Annotated in this window: 23 protein-coding genes; 22 read left to right on the top strand and 1 reads right to left on the bottom strand. The window is 46.3% G+C overall.

Features of this window, described 5'->3' with window-relative positions; genetic code table 11:
- Positions 1 to 95 precede the first annotated feature (95 nt).
- The 15 genes from COU47_00820 to COU47_00750 all read left to right on the top strand — a co-directional run bounded on the left by COU47_00820 (position 96) and on the right by COU47_00750 (position 13,488).
- Entirely contained in the window at positions 96 to 899 is an 804-nt protein-coding gene (locus COU47_00820) for a hypothetical protein (protein PIR69960.1), read from the top strand.
- Entirely contained in the window at positions 896 to 1,855 is a 960-nt protein-coding gene (locus tag COU47_00815) for a hypothetical protein (GenBank protein ID PIR69959.1), read from the top strand. The genes COU47_00820 and COU47_00815 overlap by 4 nt, the downstream gene beginning before the upstream one ends.
- Positions 1,822 to 2,778 carry a hypothetical protein gene (locus tag COU47_00810; GenBank protein ID PIR69958.1) on the top strand — a complete coding sequence of 319 codons (957 nt, stop codon included), beginning with the start codon at positions 1,822 to 1,824 and terminating at the stop codon, positions 2,776 to 2,778. Before COU47_00815 ends, COU47_00810 begins: the two co-directional genes overlap by 34 nt.
- Positions 2,775 to 3,680 (top strand): hypothetical protein, encoded by a 906-nt coding sequence (locus COU47_00805; GenBank protein PIR69957.1) that lies wholly within the window; start codon positions 2,775 to 2,777, stop codon positions 3,678 to 3,680. The genes COU47_00810 and COU47_00805 overlap by 4 nt, the downstream gene beginning before the upstream one ends.
- Before the next feature lie 72 nt (positions 3,681 to 3,752).
- Positions 3,753 to 4,508, top strand: coding sequence for a hypothetical protein (locus COU47_00800; GenBank protein ID PIR69956.1), 756 nt, complete (start codon positions 3,753 to 3,755; stop codon positions 4,506 to 4,508).
- Between the two features lie 6 nt (positions 4,509 to 4,514).
- Positions 4,515 to 5,024: a type 1 glutamine amidotransferase gene (locus COU47_00795; GenBank protein ID PIR69955.1), complete on the top strand. Its 510-nt coding sequence runs from the start codon at positions 4,515 to 4,517 to the stop codon at positions 5,022 to 5,024.
- Entirely contained in the window at positions 5,017 to 5,682 is a 666-nt protein-coding gene (locus tag COU47_00790) for a hypothetical protein (GenBank protein PIR69954.1), read from the top strand. The genes COU47_00795 and COU47_00790 overlap by 8 nt, the downstream gene beginning before the upstream one ends.
- 30 nt (positions 5,683 to 5,712) lie before the next feature.
- On the top strand, positions 5,713 to 6,534 hold the full coding sequence (locus COU47_00785; protein PIR69953.1) for a hypothetical protein: 822 nt from the start codon (positions 5,713 to 5,715) through the stop codon (positions 6,532 to 6,534).
- The gene (locus tag COU47_00780) at positions 6,531 to 7,481 is read left to right on the top strand and encodes a hypothetical protein (protein PIR69952.1); all 951 of its coding nucleotides are present in this window, start codon (positions 6,531 to 6,533) and stop codon (positions 7,479 to 7,481) included. The genes COU47_00785 and COU47_00780 overlap by 4 nt, the downstream gene beginning before the upstream one ends.
- Positions 7,482 to 7,559: 78 nt before the next feature.
- On the top strand, positions 7,560 to 8,441 hold the full coding sequence (locus COU47_00775; GenBank protein ID PIR69951.1) for a hypothetical protein: 882 nt from the start codon (positions 7,560 to 7,562) through the stop codon (positions 8,439 to 8,441).
- A 4-nt stretch (positions 8,442 to 8,445) separates the two neighbouring features.
- Positions 8,446 to 9,441: a hypothetical protein gene (locus tag COU47_00770; protein PIR69950.1), complete on the top strand. Its 996-nt coding sequence runs from the start codon at positions 8,446 to 8,448 to the stop codon at positions 9,439 to 9,441.
- A gap of 4 nt (positions 9,442 to 9,445) precedes the next feature.
- Positions 9,446 to 10,813 carry a hypothetical protein gene (locus COU47_00765; GenBank protein PIR69949.1) on the top strand — a complete coding sequence of 456 codons (1,368 nt, stop codon included), beginning with the start codon at positions 9,446 to 9,448 and terminating at the stop codon, positions 10,811 to 10,813.
- A 1-nt stretch (position 10,814) separates the two neighbouring features.
- A complete protein-coding gene (locus COU47_00760) occupies positions 10,815 to 12,038 on the top strand; it encodes a hypothetical protein (protein ID PIR69948.1) in 1,224 nt (407 codons plus the stop codon).
- 17 nt (positions 12,039 to 12,055) lie between these two features.
- Positions 12,056 to 12,505: a dTDP-4-dehydrorhamnose 3,5-epimerase gene (locus tag COU47_00755; protein PIR69947.1), complete on the top strand. Its 450-nt coding sequence runs from the start codon at positions 12,056 to 12,058 to the stop codon at positions 12,503 to 12,505.
- 5 nt (positions 12,506 to 12,510) lie between these two features.
- Positions 12,511 to 13,488: a GHMP kinase gene (locus tag COU47_00750; GenBank protein ID PIR69946.1), complete on the top strand. Its 978-nt coding sequence runs from the start codon at positions 12,511 to 12,513 to the stop codon at positions 13,486 to 13,488.
- A 2-nt stretch (positions 13,489 to 13,490) separates the two neighbouring features.
- Here COU47_00750 and COU47_00745 read toward each other — a convergent pair whose 3' ends face one another.
- Entirely contained in the window at positions 13,491 to 14,093 is a 603-nt protein-coding gene (locus tag COU47_00745; protein PIR69945.1) for a phosphoheptose isomerase, read from the bottom strand.
- Between the two features lie 62 nt (positions 14,094 to 14,155).
- Here COU47_00745 and COU47_00740 point away from each other — a divergent pair, with 62 nt between their 5' ends.
- The 7 genes from COU47_00740 (at position 14,156) to COU47_00710 (ending at position 20,931) form a co-directional block, all read left to right on the top strand.
- Positions 14,156 to 15,187: an NAD-dependent epimerase/dehydratase gene (locus COU47_00740; GenBank protein ID PIR69944.1), complete on the top strand. Its 1,032-nt coding sequence runs from the start codon at positions 14,156 to 14,158 to the stop codon at positions 15,185 to 15,187.
- Positions 15,178 to 16,380, top strand: coding sequence for a histidinol phosphate phosphatase (locus tag COU47_00735; GenBank protein ID PIR69943.1), 1,203 nt, complete (start codon positions 15,178 to 15,180; stop codon positions 16,378 to 16,380). Before COU47_00740 ends, COU47_00735 begins: the two co-directional genes overlap by 10 nt.
- Positions 16,377 to 17,210 (top strand): hypothetical protein, encoded by an 834-nt coding sequence (locus tag COU47_00730; GenBank protein ID PIR69942.1) that lies wholly within the window; start codon positions 16,377 to 16,379, stop codon positions 17,208 to 17,210. Before COU47_00735 ends, COU47_00730 begins: the two co-directional genes overlap by 4 nt.
- Positions 17,207 to 18,100, top strand: coding sequence for a hypothetical protein (locus COU47_00725; GenBank protein PIR69941.1), 894 nt, complete (start codon positions 17,207 to 17,209; stop codon positions 18,098 to 18,100). The genes COU47_00730 and COU47_00725 overlap by 4 nt, the downstream gene beginning before the upstream one ends.
- A gap of 82 nt (positions 18,101 to 18,182) precedes the next feature.
- Positions 18,183 to 19,256, top strand: a complete 1,074-nt coding sequence (locus tag COU47_00720) for a hypothetical protein (protein ID PIR69940.1) — start codon at positions 18,183 to 18,185, stop codon at positions 19,254 to 19,256.
- Between the two features lie 71 nt (positions 19,257 to 19,327).
- A complete protein-coding gene (locus COU47_00715; GenBank protein ID PIR69939.1) occupies positions 19,328 to 19,990 on the top strand; it encodes a hypothetical protein in 663 nt (220 codons plus the stop codon).
- 89 nt (positions 19,991 to 20,079) lie between these two features.
- Positions 20,080 to 20,931: a short-chain dehydrogenase gene (locus COU47_00710; GenBank protein PIR69938.1), complete on the top strand. Its 852-nt coding sequence runs from the start codon at positions 20,080 to 20,082 to the stop codon at positions 20,929 to 20,931.
- Positions 20,932 to 20,958: the final 27 nt, after the last annotated feature.

Here is a 20,958-nt window from a genome sequence, read left to right as displayed (position 1 = left end):
GAGCCGTTTATTTGACCGCAAAAGAAAGTTGTTTTTTGCATATTTTTGTGTACAATAGGCAGTGATTTACCTTAAAAATACAAAGGAGAACTGTAATGGGGAAATACACCGGACAGACTGTTTTGGTCACGGGCGCAACACAAGGGGTTGGCAAGGCGATTGCGGAAGCATTCGCAGAAGCAAATGCGTATGTTATCGTCTGCGGCCGCAACGAAGTGCGCTTACAGAATACAAAAAAGCAATTATTACTCAAAGGGGCGGCAGCTGTGTTTTTGTATGCGTTTGATTTTGCTGATGCAGAGGGCGCGAAGAAGGCGCTTAGCAACATACAGAAAGATCATAAAAGGATAGACATACTGGTGAATAATGTGGGTGATCCGTCGCCGTTCGGGAATTTTTTTGAACTTTCGGATGAGGATTGGACGCGTTCCTACGAAATAAATTGTATGAGTATGGTTCGTATGGTGCGCGGTGTCCTACCCTGTCTCTGCCAGTCTCACACGGGACGCATTATCAATATAGCGTCCATGTCGGCGGTAGAACCAGGCATGTATAATCCGCATTATGTCGCGGCAAAGGCGGGGATGGTTGCGGTAAGCAAATACCTTTCCCGTGCACTTGCCGATAAAAACATTCTGGTAAATGCAATATGTCCCGGAACGCTCACAGGTGATGCCTGGGAGCGCAATATTCGGGACTTTGCGGATCGGCATTCATGCGGGATAGGAGAGGCGCGTTCGATTATGGAAGAACAAGAAAAAAAGAAAGTGCCGCTTGCGCGCATGGGTTCGCCTGAAGATGTAGCGCGTCTCGTGCTGTTTCTCGCGTCCGATGCAGCTGACTTTATAACCGGCGAGTGTATTTGTCTGGATGGCGGGAGAGGGAGGTCGGTGCTATGAAAAGAAAAAAGGTTCTTGTAACAGGCGCGTCGGGATTTATTGGAAGAAATATTTTTGAAGTATTATCCGTACGCGATGAGCTGGAGGTATATGGGACATATTTTTCTTCGGAGCCTGAACATAAGGAGCGCTTTATACAAGCTGACTTGCGGGATCGCAACACTATTTTTGAGATCACGCGTGGCATGGACATGGTTATTCATGCAGCAGCGATAACGTCGGGTGCCGCGGATATTGTTTCGCGTCCGTTCATACATGTTACGGACAATGCCATCATGAACACGCTCATATGCGAAGCGGTTCATGTGCAAAAGGTGCCGCACTGCGTTTTCTTGAGCTGTACGGTGCTATACCCAATGAACACAGGGTATCCGGTGACGGAATGCGATGTTGATTATTCTTCAATCCACGATGTCTATTTTGGAGGCGCATGGATGAAAATATTCGGCGAGAAGCTCTGCGAATTTTATTCCCGTATGGGTAACACGCGCTTTACCGTCATTCGTCATTCTAATATCTACGGCCCGCATGACACATACGACATAAGCCGTGCGCATATGTTTGCGGCGACCATCACAAAGGTGATGCAGGCTCCCGAGGGGGGTGAGATTATTGTGTGGGGTGACGGAAGTGAACGGCGCGACTTGGTGTATGTAGACGACATCATCCGCTTTATAGAAACACTTACACGGACAGAACACGGCCCGCTTGAGATAATTAATATCGGAAGCGGAACAGCGTACGCCGTACGGGAGATTGTAGAAAAAATAGTCGCTGCTTCGGAGAAGAACATCACAATACGATACGATGCTTCAAAGCCATCTCTTAAAACATCTCTTGTGCTCAATGTCACAAAGGCGAGAAAAGATTTTTTGTGGACGCCGCGAGTTTCTTTGGAAGAAGGCATACGTAAGACGATGCGATGGTACGAAGAGGAATTTGGAGGTGCGTTATGAGATCATCTGACTGTGGCATAACGGAACGGCTTATTGAAACATGCGCGAAAGTGCATATAGGAGAAAAGGATGAAATATTATCCGTGTTCCGGAATATGTGCCGCATACGGTATTTTGAACTTCAGGTAAAATACGCATTTGATACGGGCGGTATGAAAAAGATGCCCATATATCTCTCTGTGGGGCAGGAGTCTGTGACATCTGCTCTTGCAGCGGTATACAAAGAACCGTATATATTCGCACAGCATCGGGGCCATGATGTCTATCTTGCATACGGCGGGGATGAGCGGGCGCTTGCAGATGAGTTATTGCAGCGTTCCACCGGATGCGCGGGCGGCATGGGCGGTTCGGCTTCCATCCACTCGCCTAAGATTAGTATGTTTGGTCACGATGGCCATATGGGGACACAGGTTCCGATATCCGTTGGCTTTGCTCTCGGTCTCCAAAAAAAAGGAGAGGGTAAAGTGCTGAGTATTATGGGAGACGCCTCCGCCGAAGAAGATTATGTGTTGGGCGCCATGGGATATGCCGCGCGCAAGCAATTGCCGGTCCTGTTCGTTTGCATGGATAACGGCCTTTCTATTCTTACCGAAGTTTCTGTGCGCAGGAACTGGAATATGGTTGATGTTGCCCGTGCCTTCGGGATGCCCGCAATAGAAATAACGGATGACCCATGGCTTATTATGTGGCATGCGTTTTTGATGCAAGGGCAGCTTCCGGCGTTCATAAATATCCATACGGTCCGGCATCTGTGGCATAATGGTACGGGATGCGACGGTCCGCCTGAATGGGATAGATTTGCAATGACAAAAGAAACGATGAAGTCGCTGGGATACGGCAAAGAGATTCGGGCGATAGAAAAAGAAACGAAACGCCATATGGAGTTGCTGTGGGAAACGGCGATAAAGGAGGTGCCGGCATGACGGTAGCCGAAACGATAAAAGAGATAACGCGAAAGCATCTTCTTGAACATCATGGCGTAGCGCTCGGCCAATGTCTTACGGCAGTCGGCTGGGTTGGAGGAACTGTTCCCGAGCTCACCGAAGAACAAGGTCTTATTGAATTATCAATGGCTGATGTTTCCGGAGGGTATATTGCTGTAGGGCTCGCACTCGCGGGCAGGCGGCCGATATATATTGTGCGCTACCAGGGGTTCCAGTGGTTCAATTGCCCCGGCGTTATAAATTACGCCGCGAAAGCAAAAGACATGTGGGGGTATTCATGCCCCATGTTCGTGCGTTCCATTGCGATGGACGGCGCGATAGGGCCGGTTGCGTCAGGTAGTCATCACAGCTTATTTGCGCGGATGCCTGGTATCGCAGTTGCCGCTCCCATGACGCCGAACGAGTATCGGCAGGTATGGGATTATTTTACGGCGCATGACGAGGTGGTGTATGCAAGCGAACATAGAAGAAGCTTTGGGATAGATTATGAGATGCATAATATCATTCGTCCCGATTCCGACATCACGCTTTTTGCAATATCGTCAACGCGGCTGGAAGCCATGAAAGCGGCAAAGCGGCTCTGGGAAGAAGGAAGGATACGGTGCAATCTCATTCATCTACTGTGGCTGAAGCCATTTTTGGTAACGGATGTCATGCGGAAGTCGCTTGCTGATTCGTCCTTTGGCGGACTTATCATTGACGGTGACTTTGAGAACGGAACAGCAAAGCATATTGCATTTGATCTTATGCAGCAGACAGGAAAGACAATGCATGTGCTGGGGCTTGAGGAACGCGCTGCGGGGTTCGCGGAACAATGCGATAATCTCCCTCCTACTGCTGAAAAAATATACGCGCATGTAAAGCGTATTGTAAAAAAATAAACAGAACCGCACCGGGTATCCGGTGCGGTTTTTTCTTGATTTTATCACCTTTTTTTGTAGTATGAATGGTATATGATTGAACGGATTTTCCCGTCAGCGGCGGATAAAGAGCACTTACGAAAAGCAGGTATTCATCCGGAATCCATTGAGGATGATTTTTTTGATTATTCAGGCGTATTAGTGCAAAAGCCCTGGGGGCATGAATATCTATTCTTCAAGAACGACGCTGTCGCGATATGGATGCTTTTTATACAACCGCAGGCGCAAACATCCATGCATTGTCATCCGAACAAACAGACATCGGTTACTGTGCTTTCTGGGGAGGCTGAATGCTCAACACTAGAACGCTCGCTTTACATGTCTGCCGGCAAGGGACTTCTGCTTGAGAAAGGAGTTTTTCATTCAACAAAAGCTCTTTCCCCAAAAGGAATTTATGTCCTGGAGACAGAAACGCCTACAAATAAAAAAGACCTTGTGCGCTTGCGCGACAGTTATGGGAGGGAAGGAAAGGGATACGAGGGGAAGGAGTCTTTTACTTCTTCCAATGAGCACTCGCTTACTTTGCCGATTCTTGCTGATTCACCGCATATTCAAATGGGAGATTGTTCTATCAGCAAGAAAATCTATGCACATACAGATGCGCTATCCAAAGATGCGCCAAATATGCAGAATGCCTCAGTAACGATATTGGCCGGAGAGATTGCTCACACGAAGAAGGAATACAGTATGAAGCCGGGGGATGTTGTGTGGGGAGGAGATTTGCAAAACATAAAAGAATATCATATACCGAAAGAAATAGAATTATTATTGATATCAAAAACACATTAACGCGATATGAAAAAAGCTCTTATTATTACAGGAAAGAATGTTCAGGACCACGAATTCATCTATCCGTATTATCGTTTGCAGGAGGCGGGGTTCAATGTTGATGTGGCCATCCGCGGCAATGAAACAGTACAGGGGATATTAGGCACAAAGATTGTCCCTACACGCGACATTGCAGGTATCAATCCAGATGATTATGACCTCTTAGTATTGCCTGGAGGAGCAAAATGCATGGAGTATTTGCGTCAAGATAAAGAGGTAATTGATTTTATTGCGGAATTTCATGGGCGTGGGAAAGTGATCGCAAGCATTTGTCACGCGGCGCAGTTGTTGATATCCGCGAAAATAGTAAAAGGCAAAAAAATATCAGGATACTATAGCATCAAGGATGACATTGAAAACGCCGGGGCTACATATATTGATGAGCCCGCCGTGGTTGATGATAAGATAGTGACATCCGCGCATTACAAGCATTTGGGTCCGTGGATGAAGGCAACTCTCGCATTTTTTAATGAATAACAGTGCGCCATACAAAGGAATCCTTTTTGATTTTGACGGGGTGCTTGCGCGCACTATGGAAGACAATTTGCGTGCATGGCAAAAGGCATTCGGTGACGCGGGTGGGCAGATAACCGGAGAAGAATATTTTCCTCTGGAGGGCATGCGGCCAATTGATGTAGCTGTATTTTTTTGCGACAAAAACGGCATTCCTGAAACGCGCGCGGAAGACATCATGCACGCAAAGGAGCGCTACTATATGGATGACCATTCGTTCTTATTGTATCCGCATGTTGAGGATTTTATAAAGCTTTGCGCCACAAAGCAAATTCCTACGGGTATTGTAACGGCGGGACTGATGAAACGACTGGAGTCGTCGGTGCCTAATGATTTTTTGTCGCAATTTAAAGCAATAATCACAAGCGATATGTATGAGCGCGGGAAGCCGGAGCCGGACCCGTATCTTGCAGGAGCGGGCGCTATCGGTGTTGCTCCTCATGAATGCATTGTCGTAGAAAACGCCCCGTTCGGAATACGGGCGGCAAAAAGAGCAGGTGCGTATTGTATTGCTATTGCGTCAACTTTGCCCAAAGAAACGCTTTTAGAGGCTGACACTATTGTTGCTTCGTTTGGAGATATAAAAGAACTTCCCGTAGTGTCGACTTTTCTTGCTGATTGACGCAAGTCCTTGTTTTCTTCTACACTGGTGATGTTCTTTAACATCAGTACAGGAGGTTATATGCCGGATACACGAAAGCACGGGACAGTTGTTTCTATTGACGAGCTTCGTTTTTACCGAGAGAAAGGATTTCTCACAAGAGAGCAGGTGTTCTCAAAAGGAGAATGCCATGCGATAAACGCTCTATATGAATCGTATGCGGATGAAAATTTTTCTCCGCTTATGAATCTTCATTGGTATGAAGAATGGATTATGGGCGTGGTGGAGGATCCACGCATTCTTTCGGTTGTTGATACGCTGTCAGACGCCCCGGTAGAAGTAACGCATACGCACTTTAATTTCAAAAAGGCAGGGACTTCTTTTCAGGAACAACCATGGAATCCGCATCAGGATAATACGTATCCTCGCGCTCGTTGGGGGCAGTACATTACCGTTGGTATCGCGTTAACCGACCAGGACAAAGAGAACGGGGCATTGTATGTATATCCGGGTTCGCATGTCGAGCCGCTTCTTGAAGCGGAGCCGACTCCGACATTCCGTGAGCGCGCAGCAGTCGGAAATAAAGTACAGATCCCCGAACATTACGAGGAAACGCTCGTATGCTTGAAACGGGGCTCTATCTTTATATTGCACGGAAACACCGTTCACGGCTCGTACCCGAATATTTCCGACAGAGACAGGCCCTTGATGCTTATCACATATCTTCCGCCGGGTGTTGACTTTGTAGAGGGCAAGAATGCACAGCGAAGACGCATTGCATTACGAAGACCTCGCGTATTCCCGCTTTTTGACGATCATAATGAAAAGGACCGTCTGGGAAAGATATTTCGAAGCCCGGGGAGAGGACGATGAAATTTGATTTTACGGGCAAGAACGTATTAGTTGCGGGCGGTACCGGTCTTATCGGCACACCGCTTGTGCGGATGCTGATAGAAAAAGGCGCGAATGTTACGGTGGCTTCTCTTGATGATCCGTCACGCGCGCATTCTGATGCCGCATTCGTTCAAACGGACCTTCGTTCGTTTGAAGCGTGCCTGAAAGTATGCGCAGAAATGGATTATGTGTTTAATCTTCTTTGCGTAAAAGGCTCACCGTTGTTTATGAAGGAGCACCCCGCACGCGTGTTTGTATCGCATATTCAATTCAATACGAATCTTATGGAAGCGGCGCGGCTTAAAGGCGTGTCCGGATTTCTGTATACGAGCACGGTGGGCGTATACGCACCATCTGCAGTAATGCAGGAAGATAGCGTATGGCATACATTTCCGTCAGAACACGACAAGTTTGCGGGCTGGGCAAAGCGCATGGGGGAATTACAGGCAGAAGCCTATGGGAAAGAATACGGGTGGAACGCAATATCAATAGTGCGCCCCGCGAATGTATACGGGCCGCATGACACCTTTGACCCCGAATCAGCCATGGTAATACCGTCTTTGATCGCGCGCGCGATGTCGGGCGAAGGCCCCTTTGTTGTATGGGGCGATGGTTCCGCTGTCCGTGATTTTATTTATGCGGATGATGTTGCGCGCGGCATGCTTTTTGTCGCGGAACATGGTATCACCAAGCCGGTAAATATCGGAAGCGGGGTAGGTGTTTCAATACGGGAGCTTGTTGAGGTTATTATTTCGTGCCTGCCCGAGAAACCCACCATAGTGTGGGATACCGAAAAACCGACAGGGGATGCGATGCGCATTCTTGATACGTCGCGCGTATCCGTATACGGCTGGAAGCCCGCAATATCGCTGAAAGAAGGCATAGCAAAGACAATAAAGTGGTATGAAAAAAATCATGCCGCATAACCAATTTGACACACGAGGTGAGACCTCGTGTGTTTTTATTTATCTTGCTTGACAAAATTATAAAATATATACTGAATTATGCGTATCGGCACGCAGCAAGAAATGAACACATTTTTTACATTTGACAGCATCCCGCGCAAGCGGATGTCGTTCATTTTAATAACGAAAAATAATGCATCTGAGCTTGAATATGCAATCCAGCGCGCCAAGGAATTCATAACCGACGCAGATGAATTACTGGTTATAGACGGCGCGTCCAACGACAATACAAAGGAGGTAATCAAAAAACATCACCAAGACATACACATCTTTCTATCGGAGGAGGATGTGTGCGGGGCGCACGCAACGAACAAAGGAGTTTTGCTGGCTCAAGGGAAATACACACTGCTTTTATCCGGAGATAGCGTCATAAACAAAAATGCCCTAGAGCAAGCAATAGCGGTGATGGACGGCAACCCCGCCATTGATGTATTGGTGTGCGGGGGGTTTTCGTGGTACGGGAGACGCGCCATCCCTTTTTATGTTCCTCCGGGGGTGCGTTACGGTTCTCGTCCCGAAGACCCGTTTCGCCATAAGGCGTGCGGGTCAGGAACTATTGTACGACGGAGTTCATTCGCAAAGATAGGGCTCCATCCTGTTGGCTGGGCGGCAGACATCGCTTTTATAGCGCAAAGTATTGCGCGGGGCGGAGTCGTTAAATTTTTACGCGTACGATTATTTGAGCACACCATTGATGAGGCAAGCACCACCCAGAAGCACGCAAAACGCCACGCGCAACACCGCTTAGAGGCGGCACGGGAACATTGTTCATTTTCTTTTTATGTGCGTTATCGGATAAAAGAGTATGCGCAAAGATTTTCTATATTTCGGTGCGGTAGGGTTTATTGGAATCGTTTTCTAAAAAAAATAAAAGGACAGCCATTCAAACGACAATATATATGGGATGGCGGGTTGAGTTAATGATATGGATAATAGATTTGAGCAACTAAAAGAATTTCTCCTTATATCGGCGAAATCCCAAAACATTTCAAATTTTTGGGGCAATCAGATTGAAGGATATAAAATAGACGCCACAAAGAAAGATTGGGTCCGGCTGGCGGAAAGGAGGGTGGAAGGACGAGAAAAGCACTCGTTTGGTTTTAGAAAAGGCAAGATTTCTTTTTTGGATTACGCGAGATTCGCTTCATTAAAAGTATTCGCGAAGTTGGCGCGATTGCAATTTTCGTTGCTGGGAGAAGGTTATCACGAACACGCACGAGCCCTTTATTTTTTGTGGAGAAGGGGACTGTATCCGGAGTATAAGGATTTTCTTGCGTCGTTTGATGTTGAGTCGGCAATGTCGCAGGCGCGATACTTTTGGTACATGAAAGTCCTTAAGCGCAAGCAACAACAGCTCTTTCCTCATGGCATGCGTTCTGTGCTTGAGATTGGCGCGGGCGCGGGAGGATTTGCGTTGTTTTGTATAAAAGAATTCCCAATAGAGAGATATGTTATTGTCGACCTCCCGGAAATGTTGGGACATGCCGCTTTCCAATTTATAAAATACACCGATTGGGACATTGTCTACCCCCACCAAATAAAAAACTTTGATGCAACGCGTACAGTATATTTATTGACCCCGGAGCAGGCAGGTATGCTTCCTGATTCATTTTTTGACGCTAGTTTTAATTTTTGGTCGTTTAGCGAGATGCGGCAGTCCGATATCCGAAAATATATTGAGCATATATATCGTGCCGGGAAAGCGCATTCGGTATTTTATAACGTTAATTATATTTTGGCCGTACGTGAAAAAAATGGAGACATTTCGCATAATAATCCGTTATTTTTCCCGTACCGTCCGGATGATAATGTTGTCATTTATAGTATTGATGAGTTTCATCACGAAACGCGGTCGGTATTTGGTTTACGCAATCCCACGCTCGCTATGATGCGTCTTGCCATTATCAATCCTGAAAAATAAAACAATGAAAGTCCTCTTTGTTGTTCGGTGGGCGCTTTTGTTTCATTACTATAAGAGTATTATAGACGAGTTATGCGCGCGGGGACATGCCGTGCATATTCTTTTTGATGCGGCAAAAAATAAAACGGAATCGTTTGATGTTGTGGCCGCCTATGTGGAAAATAATCCTTTATGCAGTTACGCGACCATTCCGAGCAGAAGTGACAGGTGGACGAGCATTTTATTTCCCGCGAGAGACTTTCTAAGTTATCGGAAATATCTTGTGGTCGCGGAGCAAGCAGACCATTGGCGCACAGATTGGATCGAAAAAGCGTTACCGAGAAACATCAGGAATTTTTTACGCAATAAAAATTCTTTGCTCAATACGTTTTTTAAAACGCGTGTGGCGGGCGCATTGTTGCGCATTCCTGAACATTTTGTGCCGCCGGATGCCGGCATATCGGCATTTTTGAGGGACTATAAGCCGGATGTTGTTATTGGCGCTCCGGGCAACATGAGAAATTCAAGCGCCGATACGGAGTTTTTAAAAGCCGCGCGGGCGCTTGGTATTCCCACGGTTCTTCCAGTAATGTCCTGGGATAATTTGACGGTGCGCGGGCTTATTCACGTTATTCCCGACCTTCTTTTGGCGTGGAACGAAGAACATATGCGGGAGGCAATAACGCATCACGCCGTTCCCAAGGAGCGTATACGTATTACAGGCTCGCCACTCTTTGACCAATGGCTTGTACGGCGGAAGCCATCCGAATCCCGCGCGGCATTTTGTCAACGGTATGGTTTTAATAACAAGTGCCCGGTCATATTGTATCTTGGTTCATCAAAAAACATTGCGCGTGACGAATCATGGGTCATTAAAAAAATCGCTTCTCGTCTTCGCCAATCAAAAAAACGCGCGCTTCAGGATGCCCATATAATTATCCGCCCGCATCCAGCGAATATCCATCCATTCGAGCATCTTTCTTTGCCGAATGTTACGCTTCAGAAAGACGCGCAACTTCCGGAAAAAGAAGCCGCTGCTTCTTTGTTTGCCGACAGCGTTTTTTTCGCGGATGCTATTGTTGGCGTGAATACAAGCGCTATGCTTGACGCAATGGCGCTTGGCAAGCCCGTGATTACATTTATGCCGCAACAATACGAAGAAACCCAAAATGCATCTTTGCATTTTCGTAATCTTTTATCGCACCAAGCAACTCCTATCGCAAAGAATGAGGACGAATTATTGTGCGTCATTGAAGATATTATGGAGCATAAAAATTCGTATGACCGACAGAGAAAAAGATTTATTTCCCAGTTCATATGGCCGCGTGGAACGGAATATTCCGCGGGGACGGTTGCCGCTCGTGAAATAGAATTATTAGTAAAAAAGCGATAATATGAACGATGTCACATGCAGGGTTTGCGGTTCAGCCGAACTAAAGCAATTTTTTGATCTGGGGAAGCAGCCGTATGCAAACGCGCTTCGCAAGACAAAAGATCAGGAGGAGGTGCTGTATCCGCTCGCTCTTGTGTATTGCACGGCATGCAGTCTTGTTCAGCTTGGCTACACAGCGGACCCAAAAGAATTATTTTCTGAATATGTGTGGGTAACGGGCACCTCAAAACGTGCCCACGAGCATGCGGAGACATTTTATCGCGAATATAAATCGCGCGTACCAGGAACACACACCGGATATGTGTTGGAGATTGCAAGCAATGACGGAACATTTCTTTTGCCGTTTCAGAGGAACGGTCACGCAGTCCTGGGGGTTGATCCCGCCAAGAATATCGTCGCGCAGGCAAACAAGGACGGCATTCCTACGGAAGCGGAATTTTTCGGTGAAACATATGTTCGTGGACTTCTAAAAAGAGAAGGCCCAGCTTCTTTTGTGTTTGCCCGGAATGTTCTGCCGCATGTGGTGAATACCGTTGATTTTGTGAGAGGTGTCCGGGCCATTATGAATGAAGACGCTGTATGCGCAATAGAATTCCATTATGCGGGCACCATTCTTGAGGAATTGCACTATGATTCTATTTATCATGAGCATTTGTGTTACTTTACGCTACGCACGATGGAGCGGCTACTCCGTGATAACGGCTTGTTTGTATATGATGTGTTTGAAAGTCCGATAAGCGGCGGCTCATTGGTTGTGTATGCCGCAAAAAAGAGCGTTGCTGAAACTGACGCGTTGCGCGTATATCGAAGCCGCGAAACAGAAAAAGGAATAAATAATTATCCTGCTTGGGAGATGTTTCGTGAACGCTCGTGTGTCCATCGGGATGCCATAAGGGAAACACTTTTTGATATGAAGAAAAAAGGAGAGCGTGTAGTGGGGTACGGCGCGTCTGCTCGCAGTTCTACATTATTGAATTTTTGTGACATTGATGATACGGTAATTGCTGTTATCGCGGATGCGAATCCATTAAAGCAAGGACTATATACCGCAGGAACGCATATACCGATTACTTCGCCCGAAAAAGCTATGGCAGAAGATCCGTCCTGCATCATTCTTTTGGGGTGGAATTTTGCCGATGAAATAATGGAGTATGTAAAAAAAATATACGGATATCGGGGATCGTATTATGTTCCGTTGCCCGGCATGCCTCGGCTTATAAAATAGGATATAATAAACACACCATGATAGAAGGAGTGCGTATAATTTCTTTAAAAAAATTCCCCGACGAGCGGGGCGCTATTATGCATGGCGTCCGGAAAGATACGATATTGAATGATTTTGGTGAAGTGTATTTTAAAAAATTATATAAAGATATCATTAATGGGTGGCATGTCCATGAGTCTTTGATATTGAATTATATTTGCATCCATGGGGCGGTAAAGCTTGTGCTGCATGATATGCGCCCGGATTCACCGACCTATAGGCAATTTGAAGAAGTATATTTCGGTGATGATAATTATTGCCTCGTCCATATTCCTCCCGGTATCGCAAATGCTTCAAAAGGGATAGCCGCGCCTTTTTCTATTATGTGTAACATTGCTTCTGAGCCGCATAATCCGGATATTCGCTACACGCGGATAGATCCGCTTTCCGGGGAGATACCCTATGACTGGTCACGCAAACATTACTAATTTGTATGATTATTTCACGAACACCCTTCCGGATAAGTTTTGTCGGGGGAGGAACTGATTTCAAAGAGTTTTATACGCATAGAGCGGGGAGCGTAGTAAGTACCGCTATCGATAAATATGTCTATGTCATCGTCAATAGAAAATTTGGCGATGAAGTTCGCGTTAGTTACTCTCAAAATGAGATAGTGGCACATGTAAGCCAGGTACGGCACGACATCATCAGGGAGGCTCTCACATTGTACGGCATTACAGGCGGCATTGAGGTGGTCGTAGTTTCGGATTTGCCGTTGCGCGGAGTGGGAACCGGTCTCGGCGCTTCAAGTAGTTTAGCCGTTGGAGTGTTGCACGCGCTTGCGGCGTTCAAGAAAATACCGGTAACGCCTCGCAAGCTAGCAGAGGATGCGTGCCGGGTAGAAATTGATATTTTAGGGCGACCTGCGGGGAAGCAAGATCAATACGCAGCAGCTTTCGGACGCCTTAATTATATGCAATTTTATCCAGATGAGCGCGTTGATGTAGTGACGGTGCCTGTATCCCCGGACATACATGCGATACTTGAAAGCAATCTCCTTCTGTTCCATACGGGGACCGATACAAAATCAAGCGTTGTGCTTAACGAACAAAAAAAGCGCACATCTCAAAATATGTCTATGTTGCAGGCGATGGTTTGTCTTGCCCAAGAAACACAAGAGGACCTGCGGTCCGGTCGCATGACGCTCGGGCAGGCGCTTCATGAAAATTGGATGCACAAGCGCAATCTCGCAAGCCAGATATCAAATGCGATGATAGACTCATTTTATGAAAAAGCTCGTGCGGCGGGCGCAAGCGGGGGGAAGATTCTAGGTTCCGGCGGGGGCGGATTTTTGCTTTTGTATTGCGAACCCGAACATCACGCACATGTGCGCAAGGCGCTTTCGGGATTGCGGGAGATGCATTTTCGATTTGAGCGCACCGGGAGCCTTATTGTCTATAACGACGAATGATATTAATTGTGGGGGAGATTGTCTGCAAGGTGATCAAGGATTGCGTGCAGAAAAAGACCATGAGCAGTTTCGGTGGTGCCGTATGTTTGTGTAGGAATATGAATATTGAGCGTCCCCAATGCAAAGAGGGGATTTTTTTTATCAAAACCGGAAAGAGTTACGACAGCGCATCCATTAACCTTTGCTGTTTTTGCCGCGTTAATAATGTTTTTTGATGACCCCGAAGAAGAAATAGCAATAACAGTGTCGCCTTGGTCGGCGTAGAACTCTATTGCCTTCGCAAACATATCTTCAAATGAATAGTCGTTCCCAAAGCAGCTCATAAGAGACGGGTCATTGAAGCATACGGCACGGATACCGCCTATTTTTGTGTAGTCTTGCGCCATGTGGCTTGCGATAGCGGCACTCCCGCCATTTCCTACAAATATCAGTTTCTTCTCCGTATCTGCTGTATGTTTGAACAAAGCAGCTATTTCTCCAAGCGCTTTATCGTAAGGAAATGCGTTACCATGTGCGTCCGTAAAAGACGCATTGGTAATGCCGTTATTCATATGGGCGAGAAATGTTTCTATTGATGATTTGTCCATATTCAATAAAAGTAGCATACATATTTTACAATAGATGTGCAATTAGCGCAAATGCGATATTTATTTTATAGTTTATTTGCATGCGAGTATTTGTGACCGGACATCTCGGCTATATTGGTTCTGTGCTTGTTCCTCTGCTACAGGGGCGCGGGCACGAGGTGACTGGGTGTGATATAGGATATTACGAAGAATGCCGGCTTGACGGCACGCCTTTTGATATTGTTTTTTTGCGCAAAGATATTCGCGCTCTTACAGCTCAGGACCTTGCGGATATGGATGCCGTCATTCATCTTGCTGCCCTTTCAAACGATCCGTTGGGCGACTTGAATCCGTCTTTAACAGAAGACATTAATTTTAAAGGAACGGCGCATCTTGCGGTATGTGCAAAAAACGCGGGCGTTAAGCGTTTTGTATTTTCGTCTTCACAAAGCATGTATGGCATATCTGAAAGCGTTGAAGAGCTTGACGAAGATAAGAGCTCAAAGCATCCGTTGACAGCATATGCGGATACAAAATGGAGAGCGGAAGAAGCAATCCGCGCTCTTGCGTCGGATGATTTTATTGTTACGGTGCTTCGTCCGTCTACGGTATTCGGCGTAAGTCCGTATCTGCGCTCTGACATTGTGCTGAATAGTTTAACGGGATCTGCGTATACAGCGGGGGTGATAGAGATAAAAAGCGATGGGACTCCTTGGCGCCCGGTACTCCATGTACAGGATGCCGCAATGGCATTTATGCTGGCACTCGAAGCTCCTGCGGATATTGTGCAAAAACAGGCATTTCATGTGGGGTATCCGCACGGCAACTACACGGTCCGGGAAATTGCGGAAGCGGTGCAGAAAGCAGTGCCGAAAAGCAAAGTCACCTATACAGGCGAACATGGGAGCGATGCCCGCACATATAAAATTTCATTTAAAAAATTTTATAACGCATTTGGAGACAGATTTGCGCCGCAGTGGACTATGCAGAAGGGGGCAGAGGAACTCGTCTCGTTTTTTGGCCGTATAGGATTTACAGAAGACGATTTTCGCGGACGGCGCACGAATCGCCTTCTTCAGATCAAACATCTTCTTGATACAAAACGGGTGAATGCCCAACTTGAATGGATATGAAGACTCCCATACGACAAGCGGTTATACTCGCGGGCGGCAAAGGAGAGCGGCTTTTGCCGCTTACGCGCACGGTACCAAAACCAATGGCGCCCGTGTATGGGCGTCCATTTCTTGAATATCTGATAACGCGTCTCCGGGATGAGGGTATTACAGACATAGTATTACTCATTGGATACTTGGGGGAGAAGATTAAGTCTCATTTTGGGGATGGAACGCGTTTCGGTGTACATATCGCATACAGCAACGGTTCGCCTGAAGACCAAACAGGCAAACGCATATATGATGCGCGCCATGCTTTGCACGATACATTTTTTTTATTGTACGGAGATAATTATTGGCCGTTTATACTTTCTCGCATATCCGCAGAATATGTTCGTATCGGTGCGCCGGTTCTTATGTCGGTGTACGCAAATACCGACGGCGCCGGCGAGTACGGGAATGAAAATAACGTGGCTCTCCGTTCGGACGGTCTGGTGTATGTATACGATAAAATGCGGAAAGATAAACGTGCTCACGCTATTGATATAGGTTGTTTTGTCCTTACGCGTGATATGTGTGAGGGTATGCCTTCGGGGAATATTTCATTTGAAGAGGACATCCTGCCGCCGCTTGTAGCGCAGGGCAAGGTTGCTGCGTATAGTACTGAGCATCATTATTATACAATTACTAATCACGATCGGTTATTAGTTGCTGAAAAATTTTTTACTCCTAAAAAAAGTGTCATACTTGACCGGGATGGAGTTATAAATAAAAAACCGCGAGAGGGGGATTATGTAAAGCGGTGGAGTGAGTTCGAATTTTTGCCAGATGCGTTAGACGCGATGCGTATGCTCACGCGGAAGGGATATGATATTTTTATCGCAACAAATCAGCGCGGTGTTGCCCGCGGATATATGGCGGAAAAGGACGTAGACGATATTCATGCTCGTATGCGGGATGTATGCGACAAAGAAGGGATTTCCGTGCGCGGCATATATGCGTGTTTTCATAATGACACAGATAATTGCGGATGTAGAAAACCAAAACCGGGGATGCTTTTACAAGCGGCACACGACCATTTCTTTGATATTACGAAAGCTATTTTTATTGGGGATGATATCCGTGATGAGCAGGCGGGGAACGCTGCGGGGTGCAAAACATTTTTGCTTAACGGACAAAAAGACCTCTTATCTATTGCCAGCGCGTTATCATGAGAATTTTTATAACAGGAGGCACTGGGTTTATAGGTTCGTATGTACGCGAATTGCTTTTAAGGCGTGGTCATTATGTATTATCTCTTGAGCGCTCTCCAGGAAGGAGAAAAGAGCGTTCGAAAGAACGCATCATACAAGGAGATCTTGCGGATAGTTTGCGATGGAAAGACGCCTTGAATGCTTATGCTCCTGATGCGGCGATACATATGGCATGGGAGGGCATCCCTCAGTATGACAAAAGAACAAGCGATAAAAATGCTGCTTATAGCATCACCCTTTTCGATGTTTTACGCAGTTCCGGATGCAGGACGATCGTAGGCGTGGGGAGCGGATGGGAGCACGACCCGGAAGCACCCGTATCATTTGTGCGGGCGAAACAAGCTGTTCGGGAATACGGAGAATTGCTCGCGCAGAAAAGCGATATTCGTTTTATATGGGCGCGCCTATTTTATGTGTATGGACCCGGGCAGCGGAAAGACTCCCTTTTGCCGTCAGTGATCACTCAAGTATCAAATGGCATAATCCCGGATATTAAAAATCCGAATGCTTCCCATGATTTTGTTTTCGTAGAAGACGCGGCTGATGCGATGTGCGACCTTGTCGGATCAGAGCAGGCGTCGGGGACGTATGATATAGGATCAGGCAGCGCTTGCGCGGTTGGTACGATGGTGTCGCATGTGGCTCTTTCGTACAACTATATACCGAGACCTATTCACAACACGATATGCGCCGATATCACGCGCATAAAGAAAGATACGGGATGGGAGCCACGCACATTATTACGTGAAGGCATCCGGAAGACAGCTGATTTTTATAGTAATATCCTATGACCCACGAACCGCTCATTTCAATAGGACTGCCTGTTTATAATAGTGTTTCCCGGGAAAATGGTGAAAAGGAATTGTGCCGCGCGCTTGACTCATTGCTTGCTCAAACGCATGCGCGCACAGAGATCATCATTTCCGATAATGCTTCTTCTGACAGCACTGATGCAATATGTACGGCATACGCAGCCAGAGACTCGCGCATTCGTTATATCCGTCACACAGAAAATAAGGGACAAGTCGCGAATATTTCTTTTGTGATCCGTGAGGCGCGCGGTTCGTATTTTATGTTAGCGTCTGATGACGATGTATGGGAAAAGAATTTTATAGAACTGCTGCTTGCTGCGCTTGAGGCGCATCCCGAATATCAGGTAGCAATGGGGTCGTTTGATCGTTTTTATGATGACGGCGTCTTCAAGGATAGCGTCCGTCTTACCGGCAATTTGCATACAACACATCAAACGCCTTACGCAATTTATGAGAAATTGGCATTTGATGCGCCGCTTCATATCTATTTGTATGGATTATTCCGCACCGCATTTATTCAGCGCGCGTTTTTGCGGAATACGCCAGAATGCATACGCTGGGATAGGCCCATGCTTGCAGAGCTTGCTTTGGCGACGCCATTTTATGCGGTGCCGGACAAAGTATTTACGAAGCAATACAAAAAAACAGTAGGGCGTATCCGGTACGCCAATGAGCAGATCGGGCATGTATATACGCGTCCCTTTTCTTTTAGTATCTATGTATGGATGTTTTTGTGGAGGCCGATAACATCCCCGGTTGTTCCACTGCAAAGAAAGATTGGCTTTGTGCCGATATGGATTCGTTTCGTATTTTGGAGTAAAAAGCGAATCGCAAAGGATATGTGGCAGGCTTGCAAAAGAGCATTCTGAGCATTTGATAAAATAATGTATTTATTGTCTATTAATGATTTGCGTTGCTTGAAGGGGCAGCGCTTTTTATTATAGGACTGCTATGAAACAGTACCTTGAAAAAGCTAGATCTCAGATTACGATAGGCAATGTGCAGGTTGGAAACGGCGCGCCCGTTTTTTTTATTGCCGAGATTGGCAATAATCATAACGGGGATTATTATGTTGCAAAGCGTACAATAGAAAAAGCGGTTTGGGCGGGAGCAAATGCTGTAAAATTGCAAAAACGCTCTATTGTTGATGTGTTTGCGCGCGAGCTTCGTGAAAAGCCGCAAACAAAAGACGAAGTATACGGCAAGACATACGGCGAATATCGCGAAGCGCTTGAGTTAACAAAGGAAGAATTCATCCGGCTAAAAGAATATGCAGAGTCATTGGGGGTTATATTTTTTGCAACCCCGTTTGATACGCATAGTGTTGATTTTCTGGAAGACATAGGTGTAGAGACATACAAAATTGCTTCTTTTGATGTTACCAACACTCCGCTTTTGGAATATGTTGCCCGGAAAGGAAAGCCGGTATTTCTTTCTTCAGGCATGGTTACCATAGAAGAACTTGATCGCGCAGTGGGGACTATACTGAGGCACAATAACCAGCTTGTTATTAAGCATTGCGTTACTTCGTACCCGACGTCTGACGAAAAGTTGCATCTTTCCACCATACCGTTTTTTAAAAAACGGTACGCTCAGGTGCCCATAGGATATTCCGGGCATGAGCGGGACATTCTTCCAAGCATCGCCGCAGTGGCTATGGGCGCAAAAACCATTGAGCGCCACATCACTCTTGATAAATCGATGCCGGGCCCTGATCATGGCACGGTAAGCATTGAGCCGGAAGAGTTTAAAGAGATGGTAGATAGCACTCGCAGGATAGAACGGGCATGGGGAACGCCGCGTAAAAATTTTCTTTCTGACGAAGAGCAGGTCCGCAACAAGCATGGAAAGAGTATTGTCTCTCAAAAACGCATCAAAGCGGGAACAGTCATTACTGCGGATATGCTCTCATGTAAGAGCCCCGGGTACGGATTTAAGCCGTATCAGATAAAAGAAGTTCTTGGGAAAACTGCGTCAGTAGATATTGAAGAAGACAGCGTGATTACTGAGAAGCACATTTCTTAAATATAAAATACCAGCATGTATGCTGGTATTTTTTGTTTGACGAGAGCGCATTTGGATTATAGGATGGCAGCATGATAAAAGTTATTGTATTTGATTTTGACGGCGTTATCGTTGATTCTCCAAAGTTGAAGCAAGACGCGTGGTTTGATTTTTTTCCGGAGACATATACCGAGGGGCATGCCGCAGTACAGAAGGTGTTTGCTTCCTTGCAAGAGCAAGAGTCACGATATACTATCTTCCGCGCTATTTTGAAGGAGTTGCAAACTCCGGAACATAGAATAGAACCTCTTGTAGTGCGGTATGCTGACGCATACAGCAAAAAGGTAGAATCAAAAATTATTGAGCGGGGATGCGTTGCCGGAGCGCTTGAGGCGATTAAAGACTTATCGGGGCAGTATTCGTTATACATTAATTCCGGAACGCCCGAGGACGCGCTTATACGCATTCTTGAACGGCTGGATATAAGAAAATATTTTAAAGAAGTATATGGCCGGCCGATAACTCAAGACGGCGGCATCCTTGCCGCAAAGCAAGGAAATTTCGAAAAAATATTGGAGCGAGAACGGGTGAGTGCTCACGAGATGGTTCTCATCGGAGACAGCGATACTGATGTAAAAGCTGCAGAGGAGGTTGGGTGTGCGTTTGTGGGGGTGAGGAATGAAATGAATGCTTGGGATGAGCATAAGCCGTTCCCTGTTGTGCATAATGTGCTCGACATAAAACGATACATATAAAACAAGCCCGGAAGGGCTTGTTTTTCATTTATTTTCTTGTATAATATGTCCAGCGTTATTTAAAAAAAAGACACATAAAGGAGGCACGAATGCTTCATAAAGAATGTCTTTACGATATGTTTAATCTCCAGGGCAGGGTTGCTATTGTAACCGGCGGTAATGGCAGGCTTGGTGCGCAGTATGTAGAAACATTATTGCGCGCGAACGCAAAGGTTATTGTTGCCGATATTGCAAAAGAACCAAGTGAAAAGATAAGCATGTTATTGGACACATACAACGGAAATATTTATTTTCGTACGGTTGATATAACGAACAAAGAAGAAGTCTATTCACTTATGGAGCTTCTCTCTCTATATGATGAGAATGTTCCAAGTATTCTTGTCAACAATGCCGGAATTGATGCGCCGCCAAATGCGTCTGAGAAAGATTTTGGGCGGTTTGAGCATACTGATGAAGAGGCGTGGGAAAAGGTTCTTATGTCTCATCTAAAGAGCGCCCGGGTTATGTCGCGCAGCTTTATACGCGCGCTGAGCCGAAAGATACCAGCACAGAAATCAAGCATCATCAATGTCTCGTCACTCTACGGGATAGTCTCTCCCGACCAGTCCCTCTATGATTTTCGCCGCAATGATGGAGCTGAGTTTTTTAAGCCGGATTCTTACACGACCGCAAAAGCGGGGATGATAGGGTTCACGCGATGGCTTGCGGGGTACTGCGCAGAACAGTCGTTACCCATTCGTGTCAATTGCGTTGTGCTGGGAGGTGTGTATGCGAAGCAAGATGATTCGTTCGTGCGCGCGTATTCGAAAAAAACAATGCTCGGGCGTATGGCAAACGAAGATGAGTATAACGGACTTATGCTTTTCCTTGCATCCGAGAAAGCATCCTCATATATTACCGGCGCGGTGTTTATTGCCGATGGCGGCTTCAGTGCTTACTAACGGGAGGTTACTGCCTTGAAAAAAATA

It is taken from the genome of Candidatus Niyogibacteria bacterium CG10_big_fil_rev_8_21_14_0_10_46_36 (assembly GCA_002772995.1).
In the GTDB taxonomy this organism is placed as follows: domain Bacteria; phylum Patescibacteriota; class Minisyncoccia; order 1-14-0-10-42-19; family 1-14-0-10-42-19; genus 1-14-0-10-46-36.
This window is presented reverse-complemented; position numbering and strand designations above follow the sequence as displayed.